The sequence below is a fragment of the Pseudomonas sp. NPDC090203 genome, from assembly GCF_044746765.1.
Taxonomy (GTDB): Bacteria; Pseudomonadota; Gammaproteobacteria; order Pseudomonadales; family Pseudomonadaceae; genus Aquipseudomonas; species Aquipseudomonas putida_AD.
Window position 1 is genome coordinate 37887 of the sequence record NZ_JBIVCV010000009.1, and the last position, 14110, is coordinate 51996.

The 14110-nt window shown below is 61.1% G+C and carries 14 protein-coding genes; 7 read left to right on the forward strand and 7 right to left on the reverse strand.

The annotated features are described in order from the left end of the window. Window positions 1-107: 107 nt before the first annotated feature. On the reverse strand, window positions 108-911 hold the full coding sequence (locus ACIPO9_RS16705; protein ID WP_400782170.1) for a VacJ family lipoprotein: 804 nt from the start codon (window positions 909-911) through the stop codon (window positions 108-110). Continuing rightward, window positions 904-2202, reverse strand: coding sequence for a serine/threonine protein kinase (locus ACIPO9_RS16710; protein ID WP_400782172.1), 1299 nt, complete (start codon window positions 2200-2202; stop codon window positions 904-906). The genes ACIPO9_RS16705 and ACIPO9_RS16710 overlap by 8 nt, the downstream gene beginning before the upstream one ends. Before the next feature lie 239 nt (window positions 2203-2441). Here ACIPO9_RS16710 and ACIPO9_RS16715 point away from each other — a divergent pair, with 239 nt between their 5' ends. Further along, window positions 2442-2816, forward strand: a complete 375-nt coding sequence (locus ACIPO9_RS16715; RefSeq protein ID WP_400782175.1) for a hypothetical protein — start codon at window positions 2442-2444, stop codon at window positions 2814-2816. A gap of 629 nt (window positions 2817-3445) precedes the next feature. Here ACIPO9_RS16715 and ACIPO9_RS16720 read toward each other — a convergent pair. Further along, the gene (locus ACIPO9_RS16720; RefSeq protein ID WP_400782177.1) at window positions 3446-5005 is read right to left on the reverse strand and encodes a glycosyl hydrolase family 17 protein; all 1560 of its coding nucleotides are present in this window, start codon (window positions 5003-5005) and stop codon (window positions 3446-3448) included. Between the two features lie 453 nt (window positions 5006-5458). On the opposite strand from ACIPO9_RS16720, the gene ACIPO9_RS16725 reads away from it, so the two are divergent. The 3 genes from ACIPO9_RS16725 to ACIPO9_RS16735 all read left to right on the forward strand — a co-directional run bounded on the left by ACIPO9_RS16725 (window position 5459) and on the right by ACIPO9_RS16735 (window position 8617). Next, entirely contained in the window at window positions 5459-6316 is an 858-nt protein-coding gene (locus tag ACIPO9_RS16725) for a glycine betaine ABC transporter substrate-binding protein (RefSeq protein WP_274135773.1), read from the forward strand. 334 nt (window positions 6317-6650) lie between these two features. After that, window positions 6651-6962, forward strand: a complete 312-nt coding sequence (locus tag ACIPO9_RS16730) for a DUF485 domain-containing protein (protein WP_274135774.1) — start codon at window positions 6651-6653, stop codon at window positions 6960-6962. Continuing rightward, window positions 6959-8617 (forward strand): cation acetate symporter, encoded by a 1659-nt coding sequence (locus ACIPO9_RS16735; protein WP_274135775.1) that lies wholly within the window; start codon window positions 6959-6961, stop codon window positions 8615-8617. Before ACIPO9_RS16730 ends, ACIPO9_RS16735 begins: the two co-directional genes overlap by 4 nt. 187 nt (window positions 8618-8804) lie before the next feature. Here the strand turns inward: ACIPO9_RS16735 and ACIPO9_RS16740 are convergent, their stop codons facing one another. After that, window positions 8805-8963: a DUF3309 family protein gene (locus tag ACIPO9_RS16740; protein WP_020290439.1), complete on the reverse strand. Its 159-nt coding sequence runs from the start codon at window positions 8961-8963 to the stop codon at window positions 8805-8807. A 226-nt stretch (window positions 8964-9189) separates the two neighbouring features. Between ACIPO9_RS16740 and ACIPO9_RS16745 the strand changes: the two genes are divergently transcribed. The 3 genes from ACIPO9_RS16745 to csrA all read left to right on the forward strand — a co-directional run bounded on the left by ACIPO9_RS16745 (window position 9190) and on the right by csrA (window position 10816). Beyond that, window positions 9190-9996, forward strand: coding sequence for an SDR family oxidoreductase (locus ACIPO9_RS16745; protein WP_400782180.1), 807 nt, complete (start codon window positions 9190-9192; stop codon window positions 9994-9996). A gap of 76 nt (window positions 9997-10072) precedes the next feature. Then, a complete protein-coding gene (locus tag ACIPO9_RS16750; protein ID WP_400782183.1) occupies window positions 10073-10405 on the forward strand; it encodes a YnfA family protein in 333 nt (110 codons plus the stop codon). A 213-nt stretch (window positions 10406-10618) separates the two neighbouring features. After that, window positions 10619-10816, forward strand: coding sequence for a carbon storage regulator CsrA (gene csrA, locus ACIPO9_RS16755; RefSeq protein WP_274135779.1), 198 nt, complete (start codon window positions 10619-10621; stop codon window positions 10814-10816). Between the two features lie 30 nt (window positions 10817-10846). Here the strand turns inward: csrA and ACIPO9_RS16760 are convergent, their stop codons facing one another. The 3 genes from ACIPO9_RS16760 to ngg are packed head-to-tail and all read right to left on the reverse strand — an operon-like array spanning window position 10847 to window position 14107. Beyond that, entirely contained in the window at window positions 10847-11077 is a 231-nt protein-coding gene (locus ACIPO9_RS16760) for a YheU family protein (RefSeq protein ID WP_081566003.1), read from the reverse strand. Window positions 11078-11116: 39 nt separating this feature from the next. Beyond that, on the reverse strand, window positions 11117-12304 hold the full coding sequence (locus ACIPO9_RS16765; RefSeq protein ID WP_400782186.1) for an osmoprotectant NAGGN system M42 family peptidase: 1188 nt from the start codon (window positions 12302-12304) through the stop codon (window positions 11117-11119). A gap of 54 nt (window positions 12305-12358) precedes the next feature. Further along, window positions 12359-14107: an N-acetylglutaminylglutamine synthetase gene (ngg, locus tag ACIPO9_RS16770; RefSeq protein ID WP_400610044.1), complete on the reverse strand. Its 1749-nt coding sequence runs from the start codon at window positions 14105-14107 to the stop codon at window positions 12359-12361. Between the last annotated feature and the right edge of the window lie 3 nt (window positions 14108-14110).

The following is a 14110-nucleotide window of genomic DNA, read 5'->3' on the forward strand; positions in this document are numbered from 1 at the left end:
AGATGGTTTACGCCTGTAGGAGCGCGCTTGCCCGCGATTACGGTCTGTCTGTGACATCACTGTCGGCTGACACACCGCCGTCGCGGGCAAGCGCGCTCCTACAGGGGTTATTCCGAAATCTGCAACTTGCGCGCTTCGGTGTACACGTACCGCACCTTCTCGTACTCGAACGGCGAGTTCATCTGCCCGTAGCGGAAGCTGGTGGTGTAGCGCCGGTCGATGGCGCGCAGCAGGTACAGCTCCGGATGGTCCTCGCTGACCTGAGCCACGTTCAGGAAGTTGATCTGCGATTCGGCAGTGAAGTCGAACACCAGGCCACCGGTGTCGCGGAAGTTCGACGGGCCGAGGATCGGCAGGACGAAGTACGGACCGGCCGGTACCCCATAGAAGCCCAGGGTCTGGCCGAAGTCTTCGCTCTGCTTGGGCAGGCCCATCTTGGTCGCCGGGTCCCACAGCCCTGCAATCCCCAGGGTAGTGTTGATGATCAGGCGCCCGGTGGTTTCCATCGAGCGCTTGCCCTTGAACTGCAACAGGCTGTTCAACAGGTTGGGCACATCGCCCAGGTTGCTGAAGAAGTTACTGACCCCGGTGCGCAGGAAACTTGGCGTGACGTATTTGTAGCCATTGACCACCGGCAGGAATACCCACTCGTCGAAGCGGTAGTTGAAGTGGTAGACGCGGCGGTTCCAGGATTCCAGCGGGTCATAGACGTTGAGGGCGTTGAGCGACGAACGCTCGAACTCCTGCTGGTCAAGGCCGGGGTTGAATTTCAGCGACTTCAGGGGCTCGGTGAAACCATCCGGGTTTTCCACGCGCTTGACGGGTGCGGCCTGGGACACGATGGGTGCCTCGGCGGCTTGAACAGCGCCTGCGCAGAGCAGTGCGGCAGTCAGCAAAAGATGTTTAGCCACGGAAGAACTCCAGCATGGCGTCGCTGTTGACGCGATAGTTCATGTTGCCGCAATGACCGCCATACGGATAAACGGTCAGGCGATCGCCAAAGGTCTTGCGCAGGAAGCCGAGGTCGCCCGGGCCCAGGATAACGTCGTCGGCGTTGTGCATGACGGCGATCTTCTTGCTGCCGGCCAGGTAATCCTTGAGGGCGTACAGGCTCACCTGATCGACCAGTTGCAGCAGGCTGCCACCGTCGGTGCGGGCGCGCCACATCGGGATCACCTGTTCGGTCACGTAGCAGTCGAAGTCACACTGCAAGGCGCGCTTGAGGAACGGCGACAGGCTGGTGCCCTCGCTGATCGGCGTCTTGGGCGGGGTGATCAGGCCACGGCGGTTGATCAGGTCGGAGGTGAACGCGATGTCGGCTGCCGAGAAACGGAACGAGGTGCCGATCAGCATCGCCATCTGTTCGTTGGACAGGTGCTGCTTGGACTGCTGGAAGTCGTAGAGCAGCGCGTCGTTGAGGTCGATGTAGCCTTTCTCGCGGAAGTAGCGGGTCAGCTTCTGCAGCACCAGTTCATAGAAGGTGGTGCTGTTGGTGATGCCTTTCACCTCGGTCTGCACCAGTTTGTCCAGGTTGGTGATCGAGGTGTAGAGGTTCACCGGCGGGTTGATCAGCAGCACTTTCTTGAAGTTGAAACTGCGGCGGGTCTCGTCCAGTTTGCTGACGAAGGCTGCGTCCAGCGCGCCGAGGCTGTAGCCGGTCAGGTAATACTCGGTGACTTGCAGCTTGCTCTGCTGGGCGCGCACGGCCTGCATGACCCGGTACAGGTCTTCGGCGTCTTCGCTGGTGACGCCGGGGGTGGCGAAACGCGAGGCGGCGCTCATGAAGTCGTAGCTGGTCGGCGACGAAAGCTGTACGACGTTATACCCGGCTCCGTAATACAGGCGCTTGAGGTATTCGTTGAGTGTGCTGTTGTACGGTGCGCCGGTGCCCGCGATCAGGAAGATCAGCGGCGCCGGCTTGTCCTGCTTGGCCAGGCGATAGCGCAGTTTCTTCACTGCCCAGAAGTTGTCCGGCAGGGTGAACTCGCGATCCGGGCGCAAGGTAAGGCTGTAGTCGTCCTGGTCGATATCGGCGTCTTCAGGCACTTTCGCACGCAGATCGGGAGGCGTGGTGGCGATGGTCGCTTCAAACGGGTTGGTCAGAGGGAAGCCATAGCTGGACGGATCGATGTCGACCGCCATCACGGACGCACTCAAGAACAGGCCGCCAGACAGGGCGGCGAGGCGTAAAAAACGAAGCATGACTGAATCCCTTGGGAAGAAGTGCTGTTGAGATACGCAGGCTATGACCCGGGTACGGGGCGAAAAGTGCCGTAGTGGCATTTTGCACCGTATTTGAGTCATCCCCGTACAGACCCTAGGCGACAATACAGGTTCCAGCACCTTTGGCGTGTCAGCTTGTGCTTTTTATGTGAGGCAGATGCCGTTCGCTGTCTGCTACGGATATGCTGAGCGTCGTTTTTTTGCCCTTGGGGTGTGTTGTGTCCCGTCGTCTGCCGCAGGTATTGCTGTTACTCGCCCTGGCGCTCTGGCTGGCTGCCAGCTATGGCGTGCGCTATGGCCTGATGGAGGATGTGCGTTGGGTGGGGGCCTGTTCCGACGAGGCCGTTGCGCACTGGCAATGTTCGGTGCGTTCGAACCTGGGGCTGTTGATTCACTTCGGGGTGCTGGGCTGGGGCGCGTTGATTGCGTCGGTGCTCGGGTTTGCCGTGCCGAACCGTGTTGGCCGCTACCTTGCCTGGGTGGGGTTGCTGCTGGGGATGCTGGCGCTGGTGCTGTACTCGGCCAGCCTTGCGGTGTTTGCGGTGGTGATTGCCGGGTTGCGGTTGGTGCGTAGAACAAATACGGCCCCGTAGCAGCACGGCTTGCCGGCGGGAGCGTCGTGTCAGGCGATGCATCTTTGGCTGATCCACCGCTCCCGCCGGCAAGCCGTGCTGCTACGGGTAGGGTGTGTTTGAGGACTGCAGACAGCATAAAGGGGAGCCGAGGCTCCCCTTTAAATCGTTGCACGTGCTCTTTTCTTATTGTTTTAGGGCGGTCTGTTGTTGTTTTTGGCAACCGGTCCCTTCACAGCGTTTTGGTGGTCCCCATCCGGGACACAAGAGCAAACGTATTTTTTTGAGCGCTTATCTGCTTTGGTCCACTTCGCTATGGCGACAGACCCAACCCGTTCGGACGCTACCTTGAGGTAGTTTTATTGTTCTCTGTAGGGTGGTGAGGCCGAAGCCCCTGCAAAGCACATCTACTCCAAAAAAATCAGTTGGCTGCGTCTCTGTACCGTTGTTCTTGTTATGTCAGAGCCGATTCATCTTATTTTTATTGGGTTTTCACATTTTGTTCTTGTTATGCAGGAGATATAGCAGGTGCCGTGCCAACTTTTTAAAAGCCTTTAAAATCAATGGTTTGTTGATTTCGCTGATTTGTCGGCTGCTCCGGCGTCAGCTATTCTGTTTCCGTGTTACCCGGATTCTGTTCTGCAATCCCCTCAGCGGTAACACAATGTGTTCCGCACGCTGCGCCACAGCGCCAGGGTCATCAAGGCGCAGGCCAGGGCCCATCCCAGCGCCTGCGGATTGCTCCAGCCCTCGCGCAGCAGTTGCGGGACGATCCCCGCGCCGACGATAAACGCCAGCAGCGCCGTCTCACGCAGCGACACCCTCACGGGCCTGAACAAATAGAAGAGGGCGGGCAGCCAAAGGGTTGCCGTGGGAAAACTGCGGTACCGGGGATCGAACACCATCGCCAGCATCATTACTGCCGCCGCGAACCCAGCCGCGCCCAGCCACCAGAAAGCCCTGGCATCCAGCCAATTGAATGCCCGCCCGCGCCAGCCGGTTCTGGCCGACAGGGTCAAGGCGGCGTGGGCCAGCACCAGCAGATTTAACGCCACCAGTGCCAGCGCCCACAGGTACTCCCCGGTAAAACGGCTGGTGACCCGCGCCAGTTCGCCCCAAGTACCGATGCAACAGCCGCCGAACACCGCCAGCAATGGCAGGATCAGCGCCTGGCGCGGCTGGGTCACCCGTCCGGCCAGCGCCAGCGCGATCAGGGCAATCCCCCCGCTGACGGCCAGCCATACCGGCCACAGTGGCAGGTTCGACACGGGGCCGGCCAATACGCCTTTCTCCTGGCGATCAGCATCGAACAGTCCCCAGTAACCCCCGACCGCACCTTCAGCCCCGCGTTTCCACGGCTGGTCGAAGGCTTCGATCAGGTTGTAGTGCCAGCCGTTGTGCTCGGCCATGGCGACAAAACTGCGAATGAACCTCGCCTCATTGACCCGGCTCGGCAGCGCGGTTTCCCGCTGCCGGCCTTCGCTGGGCCAGCCGGTTTCACCGATCAGGATGTCTTTGGGGGCGAACTTCTCGCCGAAGGTCTGACGGATCTGCGCCACGTGAGCCAACGCATCGTCGATGCCCCTGGGGTCGTCTTCCCAGTAGGGCAGCAGGTGGATGGTCAGGAAATCCACGGCGGGCGCGATGTCCGGGTATTGCAGCCAGTACTCCCAGACATCGGCGTAGGTCACCGGTTGTCTGACCTGGGCCTTGACCCGGCCGATCAGCTTCGCCAGTTGCGCGCCGGTCACTTCCTTGCGTAACAGGGTTTCGTTACCGACGATCACAGCGGTGACAACATCGGGGTAGGCGTTGGCCTCCTTGATCAGCGCCTTGATCTCCTTGTCAGTGTCCGCTGCACTGGCGCTGACCCAGGCGCCTAGCATCACCTTCAGCCCGTGCTTGCGCGCAAGATCCGGGATCGCCTCCAGGCCCGTCATCGAATAGGTGCGGATGCATTCAAAGCGCGTCGCCAGCAAGGCAAGGTCCGCATCCATGCGTGCGGGGCGCGGCTTGAAGGGCTGGTCGAACGGAGACTGATCCTTGTCGAACGGCGTGTAGGAGGCGCATTGCAGCTTGTGCGTGGGTGTCGCGGCGTCAGGCAAAACCACAGGTTTCCCGAGGCCGTACCAATAACCGCACAGGGCAAACAGAGCAATCAGACAGGAGCAAAGGTAAAGGACGACAGGCGAGCGGGAAGTGGCGGGCATGATCGGGCCAAAAGAGGGCAGACGGCCCGCAGCATATCACCGGCCACCGCTGTCCCGCAGGAGCGCGCTTGCCCGCGATTGCGTGGTGTCAGACGCCAAACTTGTCGATGACGCACCGCAATCGCGGGCAAGCGCGCTCCTACGGTTCGGGGCTGGGCGCAGCATTTTCGTTAGCCATGCAATTTTCGGACGGACTGCGACTGCTTTTACGACCTGTTTGTCGTTGATGGCCCAGTGATGTCGTTTCCCGTTGCCTGAGTGTCGCTAAGAGGAAAGGCACAAGGTTGGTGGGGGTTGATGATCGTTTCGTCAACGCAGCGAGTGCGGCTGCGCAGGCAAGTGGTTAAAGCGTGAAGGCCGGGCGATGCGCCAAATGTGGGCGAGCGTCGAAGGCCAAAAAAAACGTTAACGAAATCCGACGACCGTCGGGTTCAGACTACCGGGGAAGTACAGATGAAGATGCGAAAAATCCTGGGTGCCGGTGCCGCTCTGGCACTTGCCATCAGTTCCACGCTGGCCCTTGCCGACACCAAACCTGAGCTGAGCATCGGCTACGTGGATGGCTGGTCCGACAGTGTTGCGACCACCAACGTGGCCGCCGAAGTGATTCAGCAGAAATTTGGCTATCCCGTGAAACTGCAGGCAGTCGCTGCCGGGATCATGTGGCAGGGCGTTGCTACCGGTAAACTGGACATGATGCTGTCGGCCTGGCTGCCAGTGACCCATGGCGAGTACTGGGCCAAGAACAAGGACAAGGTCACCGACTACGGCCCCAACTTCAAGGACGCCAAGATCGGCCTGATCGTGCCTGAGTACGTGAAAGCCAACTCGGTCGCCGACCTGAAGACCGACGAGTCCTTCAAGAAGAAAATCGTCGGGATCGACGCAGGTTCAGGCGTGATGATCAAGACCGACCAGGCGATCAAGGACTACGGCCTCGATGGCTACAAGCTGCAGGCCAGTTCCGGTGCCGGCATGATTGCCGAACTGACCCGTGCCGAGAACAAGAAAGAGTCCATCGCAGTGACCGGCTGGGTGCCGCACTGGATGTTCGCCAAGTGGAAACTCAAGTTCCTGGAAGATCCAAAGGGCGTGTACGGCGCGGCTGAAACCGTGGACAACATCGGCAGCCTGGACCTGGCCAAGAAAGCCCCGGACGTTGCCGACTTCCTGAAGAAATTCCAGTGGTCGAGCAAGGACGAGATCGGCGAAGTCATGCTGGCGATCCAGGACGGCGCCAAGCCTGAGCAGGCGGCGAAGGACTGGGTGGCCAAGCACCCTGAGCGCGTCAAGGAATGGACTGGCAAGTAATCCTGCCATAAAAGATTCATGTTCATCGAAACCGCCCGGCGAGCCCTCGCCGGGCGGTTTTTTATTTGCGCCTGCAACTGTAGGAGCGCGCTTGCCCGCGATTACGATCTGTCTGTGACATCACTGTCGGCTGACACACCGCCGTCGCGGGCAAGCGCGCTCCTACAGGTGTCTCTTTCGCCAAAGTTGCCTCTTCTTTTTCCTGCGACGAGCAAGTTTGCGCGCACGGATGTAACAACTAATGTCGTTCTAATACTAAGGTCGTCTGGAGTACGGCCCAGAGCGGGCTAAAGTTGAATACGTGACATCCATCTGTGCTGCGAGGACAAAAACAATGAACGACAGCATTTACCTCTCGATTCAGAACAGCCCGCGCTTCAAGGAGCTGGTCTCGAAAAGGGAACGATTCGCCTGGATTCTCTCGGCGATCATGCTTGGGCTTTATGCCGCATTCATCCTTCTGATTGCGTACGGGCCTCAGATTCTGGGCGCCAAACTCAGCGCCACATCATCCATCACCTGGGGAATGCCGATCGGAGTCGGGTTGATCGTCTCTGCGTTCGTGCTGACAGCCATCTACGTGCGCCGCGCAAACGGCGAGTTCGATGAGCTGAACAACGCGATCCTGAAGGAGGCACAACAATGAGCCGGCGCCTGTTAGCAGCTCTGGGCCTTGCCGCTTTCGCACCGACACTCATGGCGGCGGACGCCCTGACCGGCGCCGTGCAGAAGCAACCCCTGAACATCGCCGCGATCATCATGTTCGTGGCCTTTGTAGCCTTCACCCTCTGCATTACGTACTGGGCGGCGAAAAAGAACAAAACGGCAGCTGATTATTACTCGGCGGGCGGCAAGATCACCGGTTTCCAGAACGGTCTGGCAATCGCCGGGGACTACATGTCGGCGGCGTCCTTCCTGGGTATTTCCGCACTGGTGTACGCGTCCGGCTACGACGGCCTGATCTACTCGATCGGCTTTCTGGTCGGCTGGCCGATCATTCTGTTCCTGATCGCCGAACGCCTGCGCAACCTTGGCAAATACACCTTCGCTGACGTGGCGTCCTACCGCCTCAAGCAGAAGGAAATCCGTACCCTGTCCGCCTGCGGTTCGCTGGTGGTCGTGGCGTTCTACCTGATCGCGCAGATGGTCGGCGCGGGCAAGCTGATCCAGCTGCTGTTCGGCCTGGACTACAGCGTGGCGGTGGTGCTGGTCGGTATCCTGATGTGCCTGTACGTGCTGTTCGGCGGCATGCTGGCCACCACCTGGGTGCAGATCATCAAGGCGGTGCTGTTGCTGTCCGGCGCATCGTTCATGGCGCTGATGGTGATGAAGCACGTCAACTTCGACTTCAACGTGCTGTTCTCCGAAGCCACCAAGGTTCACCCCAAAGGCGAGGCGATCATGAGCCCGGGCGGTCTGGTCAAAGATCCGATCTCCGCGTTCTCGCTGGGTCTGGCACTGATGTTCGGTACCGCTGGCCTGCCACACATCCTGATGCGCTTCTTCACCGTCAGCGATGCCAAGGAAGCCCGTAAATCGGTTCTGTACGCGACCGGCTTCATCGGCTACTTCTACATCCTGACCTTCATCATCGGTTTCGGCGCGATCCTTCTGGTCAGCACCAACCCGGCGTTCAAGGATGCAGCAGGCGCGCTGATCGGCGGCAACAATATGGCGGCGGTGCACCTGGCCGATGCCGTGGGTGGCAGCCTGTTCCTGGGCTTCATCTCGGCGGTGGCGTTCGCGACCATCCTGGCAGTGGTTGCCGGCCTGACCCTGGCTGGCGCCTCGGCGGTGTCCCATGACCTGTATGCCAGCGTGATCAAGGCGGGCAAGGCCAACGAGAAGGATGAAATCCGCGTCTCGAAATACACGACTGTTGCGCTGGCCATCGTGGCGATCCTGCTGGGTATTGCCTTCGAAAGCCAGAACATCGCGTTCATGGTCGGCCTGGCATTCTCCATCGCGGCCAGCTGCAACTTCCCTGTGCTGCTGCTCTCGATGTACTGGAAAAACCTGACCACCCGTGGCGCCATGATCGGCGGCTGGATGGGCCTGATCAGCGCGGTCGTGCTGATGATTCTCGGCCCGACCATCTGGGTGCAGATCCTGCACCACGAGAAGGCGATCTTCCCGTACGAGTACCCGGCGTTCTTCTCGATCATCATCGCGTTCGTGGGCATCTGGTTCTTCTCGGTGACCGACAAGTCCAAGGCTGCCGAAGGCGAGCGTGAACTGTTCTATCCACAGTTCGTGCGTTCGCAGACCGGCCTGGGTGCCAGCGGTGCGGTGTCGCACTGATTCGCACTGATGTTTGAGTAAAACCCGCTAAAACAAAACGCCCCGATCATTCGGGGCGTTTTTGTTCGCGCGGATTGACTCAACCCTGTAGGAGCGCGCTTGCCCGCGACAGCAGTGTGTCAGGCAACGGTGAGGTCACAGACACATCGCGATCGCGGGCAAGCGCGCTCCTACAATGCGGGGACCGTCATATCCTGCCGAGCAGGACCAATATCAGCAGGATGACCAGAATCGTACCGATGATGCCCGATGGCCCGTAACCCCAGCTTCTGGAGTGCGGGAATACGGGAAGCCCCCCGACCAGCAGGAGGATCAGAATGATGATCAGGATCGTGCCTATGCCCATGATGAGTTCCTTTTCGTTTTTGTGAAGTGGTGTTTCATTCGGGTCGTTGCCCGGCGGGCAAAAAGGCGAACCGCTTGCAGATTCCGACCTGTGGGATGAGCAAAAGGTTCGACGAATCTGACGTAGCGGTTTGCCCGGCATATTCAGCGAGCTAATGAAGGCATTGTCTGACAATGCCGCTGTTTACACTGAGGTCACTTCCTCGGGAAACGACAAGGCACTGGCTATGCAAAATCGCATCATGATCACTGGCGCAGGATCGGGCCTGGGACGGGAAATCGCACTGCGCTGGGCCCGCGATGGCTGGCAACTGGCATTGTCCGACGTCAACGACGCCGGCCTTCAGGAAACCCTGAAGCTGGTTCGCGCAGCCGGTGGCGACGGTTTCGTTCAGCGCTGCGATGTTCGGGACTACAGCCAGCTCACCGCCTTCGCACAGGCCTGCGAGCAGAAGCTGGGGGGCATCGACGTCATCGTCAACAACGCGGGCGTGGCGTCCGGCGGCTTCTTCGACGAGCTGTCGCTGGAAGACTGGGACTGGCAGATCGCGATCAACCTCATGGGCGTGGTCAAGGGCTGCAAGGCCTTCCTGCCACTGCTGGAAAAAAGCAAAGGCACCATCATCAATATCGCGTCCATGGCCGCCCTGATGCAGGGCCCGGCGATGAGTAACTACAACGTGGCCAAGGCCGGCGTGGTGGCGCTGTCCGAAAGCCTGCTGGTGGAGCTGCGCCAACAGGAAATCGCTGTGCATGTGGTGTGCCCGTCGTTCTTCCAGACCAACCTGCTGGACTCCTTCCGCGGCCCGACGCCCGCCATGAAAGCCCAGGTCGGCAAGCTGCTGGAAAGCTCGCCGATCAGCGCCGCCGACATCGCCGAGTACATCCATGAACAGGTGCACAAGGGCGAATTCATGATCCTGCCCCACGAGCAGGGGCGCATGGCCTGGCAGGTCAAGCAACAGAACCCGCAGGCCATTTACGACGAGATGACCCACATGGCCGAGCGGATGCGGGCCAAGGCGCGGGGCTGACCGTCTCGCACGATCCGGGCTGCATTTTCTGATAGGGTGGCGCGCATCTTTTCGCACACCCTTGAAGGCAACCCTCGTGCTCAACTACCTCTGGTTCTTCCTCGCCGCCCTGTTCGAAATCGCCGGCTGCTATGGCTTCTGGATGTGGCTGCGCCAGGGCAAGAGCGTGCTGTGGATCATTCCCGCGTTACTCAGCCTGACCCTGTTCGCCCTGCTGCTGACGCGCATCGAAGCGGCCTACGCAGGGCGCGCCTATGCCGCATATGGCGGGATCTACATCATTGCCTCGATTGCCTGGCTGGCGGTGATCGAGCGCGTGCGGCCACTGACTTCTGACTGGATCGGCGTGGCGTTGTGCGTCATTGGCGCCACGATCATTCTGCTGGGCCCGCGCTGGTCAGTCTCTTGATCGTCCCGGCCAGAGATTGCCCCGGGAAAAATCCTGATTCTGGATGCGGACCTTTCGGCAAGGTTGTGACGCTTTTGGCCGCTTTGTAGGACGTGTCTGTCAGCCAGCGCCTTGCGGTGTTGAAGGGCATGACTGATTTGATCGCGGCGCATTGAAGCGCCAGGGCGGGCGCGTCAACCTGCTCCCTCGGTTACATCCAAGGGAGTAGGAAAAATGCTGGTACTGACGAGAGAAATAGGAGAAACCTTCTCCATCGGTGATGACATCACGGTGCAGATTCTGGGCATCACCGGCAATCAGGTGCGCCTGGGGATCGACGCCCCGCAACACGTGAAGATTCACCGCGCCGAGGTCTATAAACGGATCGCGGCACGGCTTGCGCTGATGGCAAACCAGTCGACGGGCGTCTAGACCCGAGTCCTCACGCCTTGCGGCACTTTTTCATTCGTCGAAATACTCTTTGGGCACTTCGTGCTTGAGCATCAACTGGCATTGCTGGCTGTCCAGATCGAAAAAGATCACCGCCTGACCTTTACTCAACGCATGCCGGACCCGCAGGACGCGGGTCTCAAGCGGCGTGTCGTCGCCATTGTCAGTGCCGTCGCGGGTCACGAAATCCTCGATCAGACGCGTCAAAGTGTCGGCTTCGAGTTGGTCGTGGGGGATCAGCATGGCAGTTCTCGGGTGTGGAGGTGGTCAGATGGCGGGATGCTAGCGCGATCCCACCAAGGTATCCACCGCTGGCACCCGGGTATCGGACTCCATCTGTGCGTCATGCTCCAGTTGATGGCTGAAGTTCTCCAGCGATGCATTGGCGGGTTTGGCGTCACTGGCGAACACCGGCGGGCTCATCATGTAGGCCGCGAGCAGGCGGCTCAGGGTGTTGAGGCTGTCGATGTGGGTGCGCTCGTAGCCGTGGGTCGCGTCGCAGCCGAACGCCAGCAGCGCGGTGCGGGTGTCGTAGCCTGCGGTGATCGCCGAGTGGGCGTCGCTGTAGTAATAGCGGAACAGGTCGCGGCGTACTGACAGCTCTTTTTCCTGTCCCAGGCGCAGCAGGTGCCGGGACAGGTGATAGTCGTAAGGCCCGCCGGAATCCTGCATCGCCACGCTCACGGCATGCTCGCTGGAGTGCTGGCCCGGGGCGACGGGCGCGATGTCGATGCCGACGAATTCGCTGACGTCCCACGGCAGGCTGCCCGCGGCGCCGCTGCCGGTCTCCTCGGTGATGGTGAACAGCGGGTGGCAGTCGATCAAGGGTTCGGCGCCGCTGTCGACAATGGCCTTGAGCGCCGCGAGCAGGGCGGCGACGCCGGCCTTGTCGTCCAGATGGCGGGCGCTGATATGGCCGCTTTCGGTAAATTCGGGCAGCGGATCGAAGGCGACGAAATCGCCGACGTTGATCCCCAGCGATTCGCAGTCGGCCCTGGTTGAGGCGTAGGCATCCAGGCGCAGCTCGATGTGGTCCCAACTGATGGGCATGGTATCGACGGCGGTGTTGAACGCATGCCCCGAGGCCATCAGCGGCAGCACGCTGCCACGGATCACGCCGGTGTCGGTGAACACGCTGACCCGGCTGCCCTCGGCAAACCGGCTGGACCAGCAGCCCACCGCCGCCAGGCCCAGGCGGCCGTTGTCCTTGACCTCGCGCACGATGGCGCCAATGGTGTCCAGGTGCGCGGAAACGGCGCGGTCGGGGCTGTTCTGCTTGCCCTTGAGCGTGGCGCGGATGGTGCCGCGACGGGTGAGTTCGAAGGGAATGCCCAACTCATCCAGACGCTCGGCGACGTAGCGCACGATGGTGTCGGTAAAGCCGGTCGGGCTTGGAATCGCGAGCATTTCCAGCAGGACTTTCTGCAGGTAATTCAGATCCGGTTCGAGGATTTTCTTTGCAGTGGTCATGGGAGCTCCTCAATTGATGGCGCAAGACGCCCCGTGTAGGAGCGCGCGCCGATTTCAGCCGTGCACGGGCAGGCTATGGGGAAACAACAGATCGACGAAGCGCTCGGCTGTCGGCTGTGGCTCGTGGTTGGCCAGGCCGCAGCGTTCGTTGGCTTCGATGAACACGTATTCCGGCTGGTCGGCGGCCGGGACCATCAGGTCCAGGCCCACCACCGGGATGTCCAGCGCTCGGGCGGCGCGGATGGCGGCGTCTTTCAACACCGGGTGGAGGATCGCCGTGACGTCTTCCAGGCAGCCACCGGTGTGCAGGTTGGCCGTGCGCCGCACCGCCAGGCGCTGGTCGGCGGGCAGCACGCTGTCGAAGGTGAAGCCTGCGTCCTCCACGGTGCGACGGGTTTCCTCGTCCAGCGGGATCTTGCTTTCGCCACCGGTCGCGGCGGCACGACGGCGGCTCTGGGCTTCGATCAACTGGCCGATGGTGTGGCGCCCGTCGCCCATGATCTCGGCAGGGCGGCGAATGGCAGCGGCCACCACGTCAAAGCCGATGACGACGATGCGCAAATCCAGCCCTTCATGAAAGCTTTCCAGCAACACCCGTGAATCGAACTGCCGCGCACGCTCGACGGCGTCTTGCACGTCTTCAATGGTGCGCAGGTCCACCGCCACGCCCTGGCCCTGCTCGCCGTCCACCGGCTTGACCACGATGCGTTCGTGCTCGTCGAGAAAACCCAGGTTGTCGTCGGCATTGCCCGCCAGTTGCTGCACCGGCAATTGCAAGCCGGCGGCTTTGAGGGCCTTGTGGGTCAGGCGCTTGTCCTGGCACAGGGTCATGCTCACGGCGGTGGTCAGGTCGCTCAGCGACTCGCGGCAACGAATGCGTCGCCCTCCATGGATCAGGGTGAACAGGCCGGCTTCTGCGTCGTCCACCTGCACATCGATGCCGCGACGATGGGCCTCCTCGACGATGATCCGCGCATAGGGATTGAAGTCCGCCTGCGGGCCCGGGCCGAGAAACAGCTTTTCGTTGATGCCGTTCTTGCGCTTGATGGCGAAGGTCGGCAGGTTGCGAAAACCCAGCTTGCCGTAGAGGTTCTTGGCCTGCTGGTTGTCGTGCAGCACCGAGAGGTCGAGATACGCAAGGCCGCGGCTTTGGAAGTGCTCGATCAGGTGCCGCACCAGCACTTCGCCCACGCCGGGGCGGGTGCATTGCGGATCGACCGCCAGGCACCAGAGGCTGCTGCCGTTTTCCGGATCGTTGAAGGCCTTCTGGTGATTGAGGCCCATGACGCTGCCGATCACCGCGTTACTGGTTTCGTCCTCGGCGATCCAGTACACCGGGCCACCCTGATGGCGCGGGGTCAGCAGGGTCGGGTCGATGGGCAGCATGCCACGGGCGATGTACAGGTTATTGATGGCGGTCCAGTCTTCCTGGCTCTGGGCGCGGCGAATCCGAAAGCCGCGAAACACTCGCTGCGACGGACGATAGTCGCTGAACCACAGGCGCAGGGTGTCGGACGGGTCGAGGAACAGCTGCTGCGGCGATTGCGCCAGCACCTGTTGCGGCATCGCCACGTACAGCGCGATGTCTCGCTCGCCGGGCTTCTCGTTGAGCAGTTCGTTGGCCAGTGTCGCAGGGTCGGAGTAGGTGTGGCCGATCAGCAGCCGGCCCCAGCCGCAGTGCAGGGCCAGGGGCTCGGCGTCCGGCGTGCTGCCGTCTTCGGCAAAGCGCGCCTGCAGGCGCTCATAAGACGGCGCCTGCCCGCGCAGCAAGCGCTGGTTGAAGCTCGAAGCATTGGCTTTCATCAA

Bases quoted from the DNA above. Each gene is read 5' to 3' on its own strand.
- ACIPO9_RS16710 (WP_400782172.1), bottom strand. From the start codon at position 2,202: ATGCTTCGTTTTTTACGCCTCGCCGCCCTGTCTGGCGGCCTGTTCTTG.
- ACIPO9_RS16720 (WP_400782177.1), bottom strand. From the start codon at position 5,005: ATGCCCGCCACTTCCCGCTCGCCTGTCGTCCTTTACCTTTGCTCCTGT.
- ACIPO9_RS16725 (WP_274135773.1), top strand. From the start codon at position 5,459: ATGAAGATGCGAAAAATCCTGGGTGCCGGTGCCGCTCTGGCACTTGCC.
- ACIPO9_RS16730 (WP_274135774.1), top strand. From the start codon at position 6,651: ATGAACGACAGCATTTACCTCTCGATTCAGAACAGCCCGCGCTTCAAG.
- ACIPO9_RS16735 (WP_274135775.1), top strand. From the start codon at position 6,959: ATGAGCCGGCGCCTGTTAGCAGCTCTGGGCCTTGCCGCTTTCGCACCG.
- ACIPO9_RS16740 (WP_020290439.1), bottom strand. From the start codon at position 8,963: ATGGGCATAGGCACGATCCTGATCATCATTCTGATCCTCCTGCTGGTC.
- ACIPO9_RS16745 (WP_400782180.1), top strand. From the start codon at position 9,190: ATGCAAAATCGCATCATGATCACTGGCGCAGGATCGGGCCTGGGACGG.
- csrA (WP_274135779.1), top strand. From the start codon at position 10,619: ATGCTGGTACTGACGAGAGAAATAGGAGAAACCTTCTCCATCGGTGAT.
- ACIPO9_RS16760 (WP_081566003.1), bottom strand. From the start codon at position 11,077: ATGCTGATCCCCCACGACCAACTCGAAGCCGACACTTTGACGCGTCTG.
- ACIPO9_RS16765 (WP_400782186.1), bottom strand. From the start codon at position 12,304: ATGACCACTGCAAAGAAAATCCTCGAACCGGATCTGAATTACCTGCAG.
- ngg (WP_400610044.1), bottom strand. From the start codon at position 14,107: ATGAAAGCCAATGCTTCGAGCTTCAACCAGCGCTTGCTGCGCGGGCAG.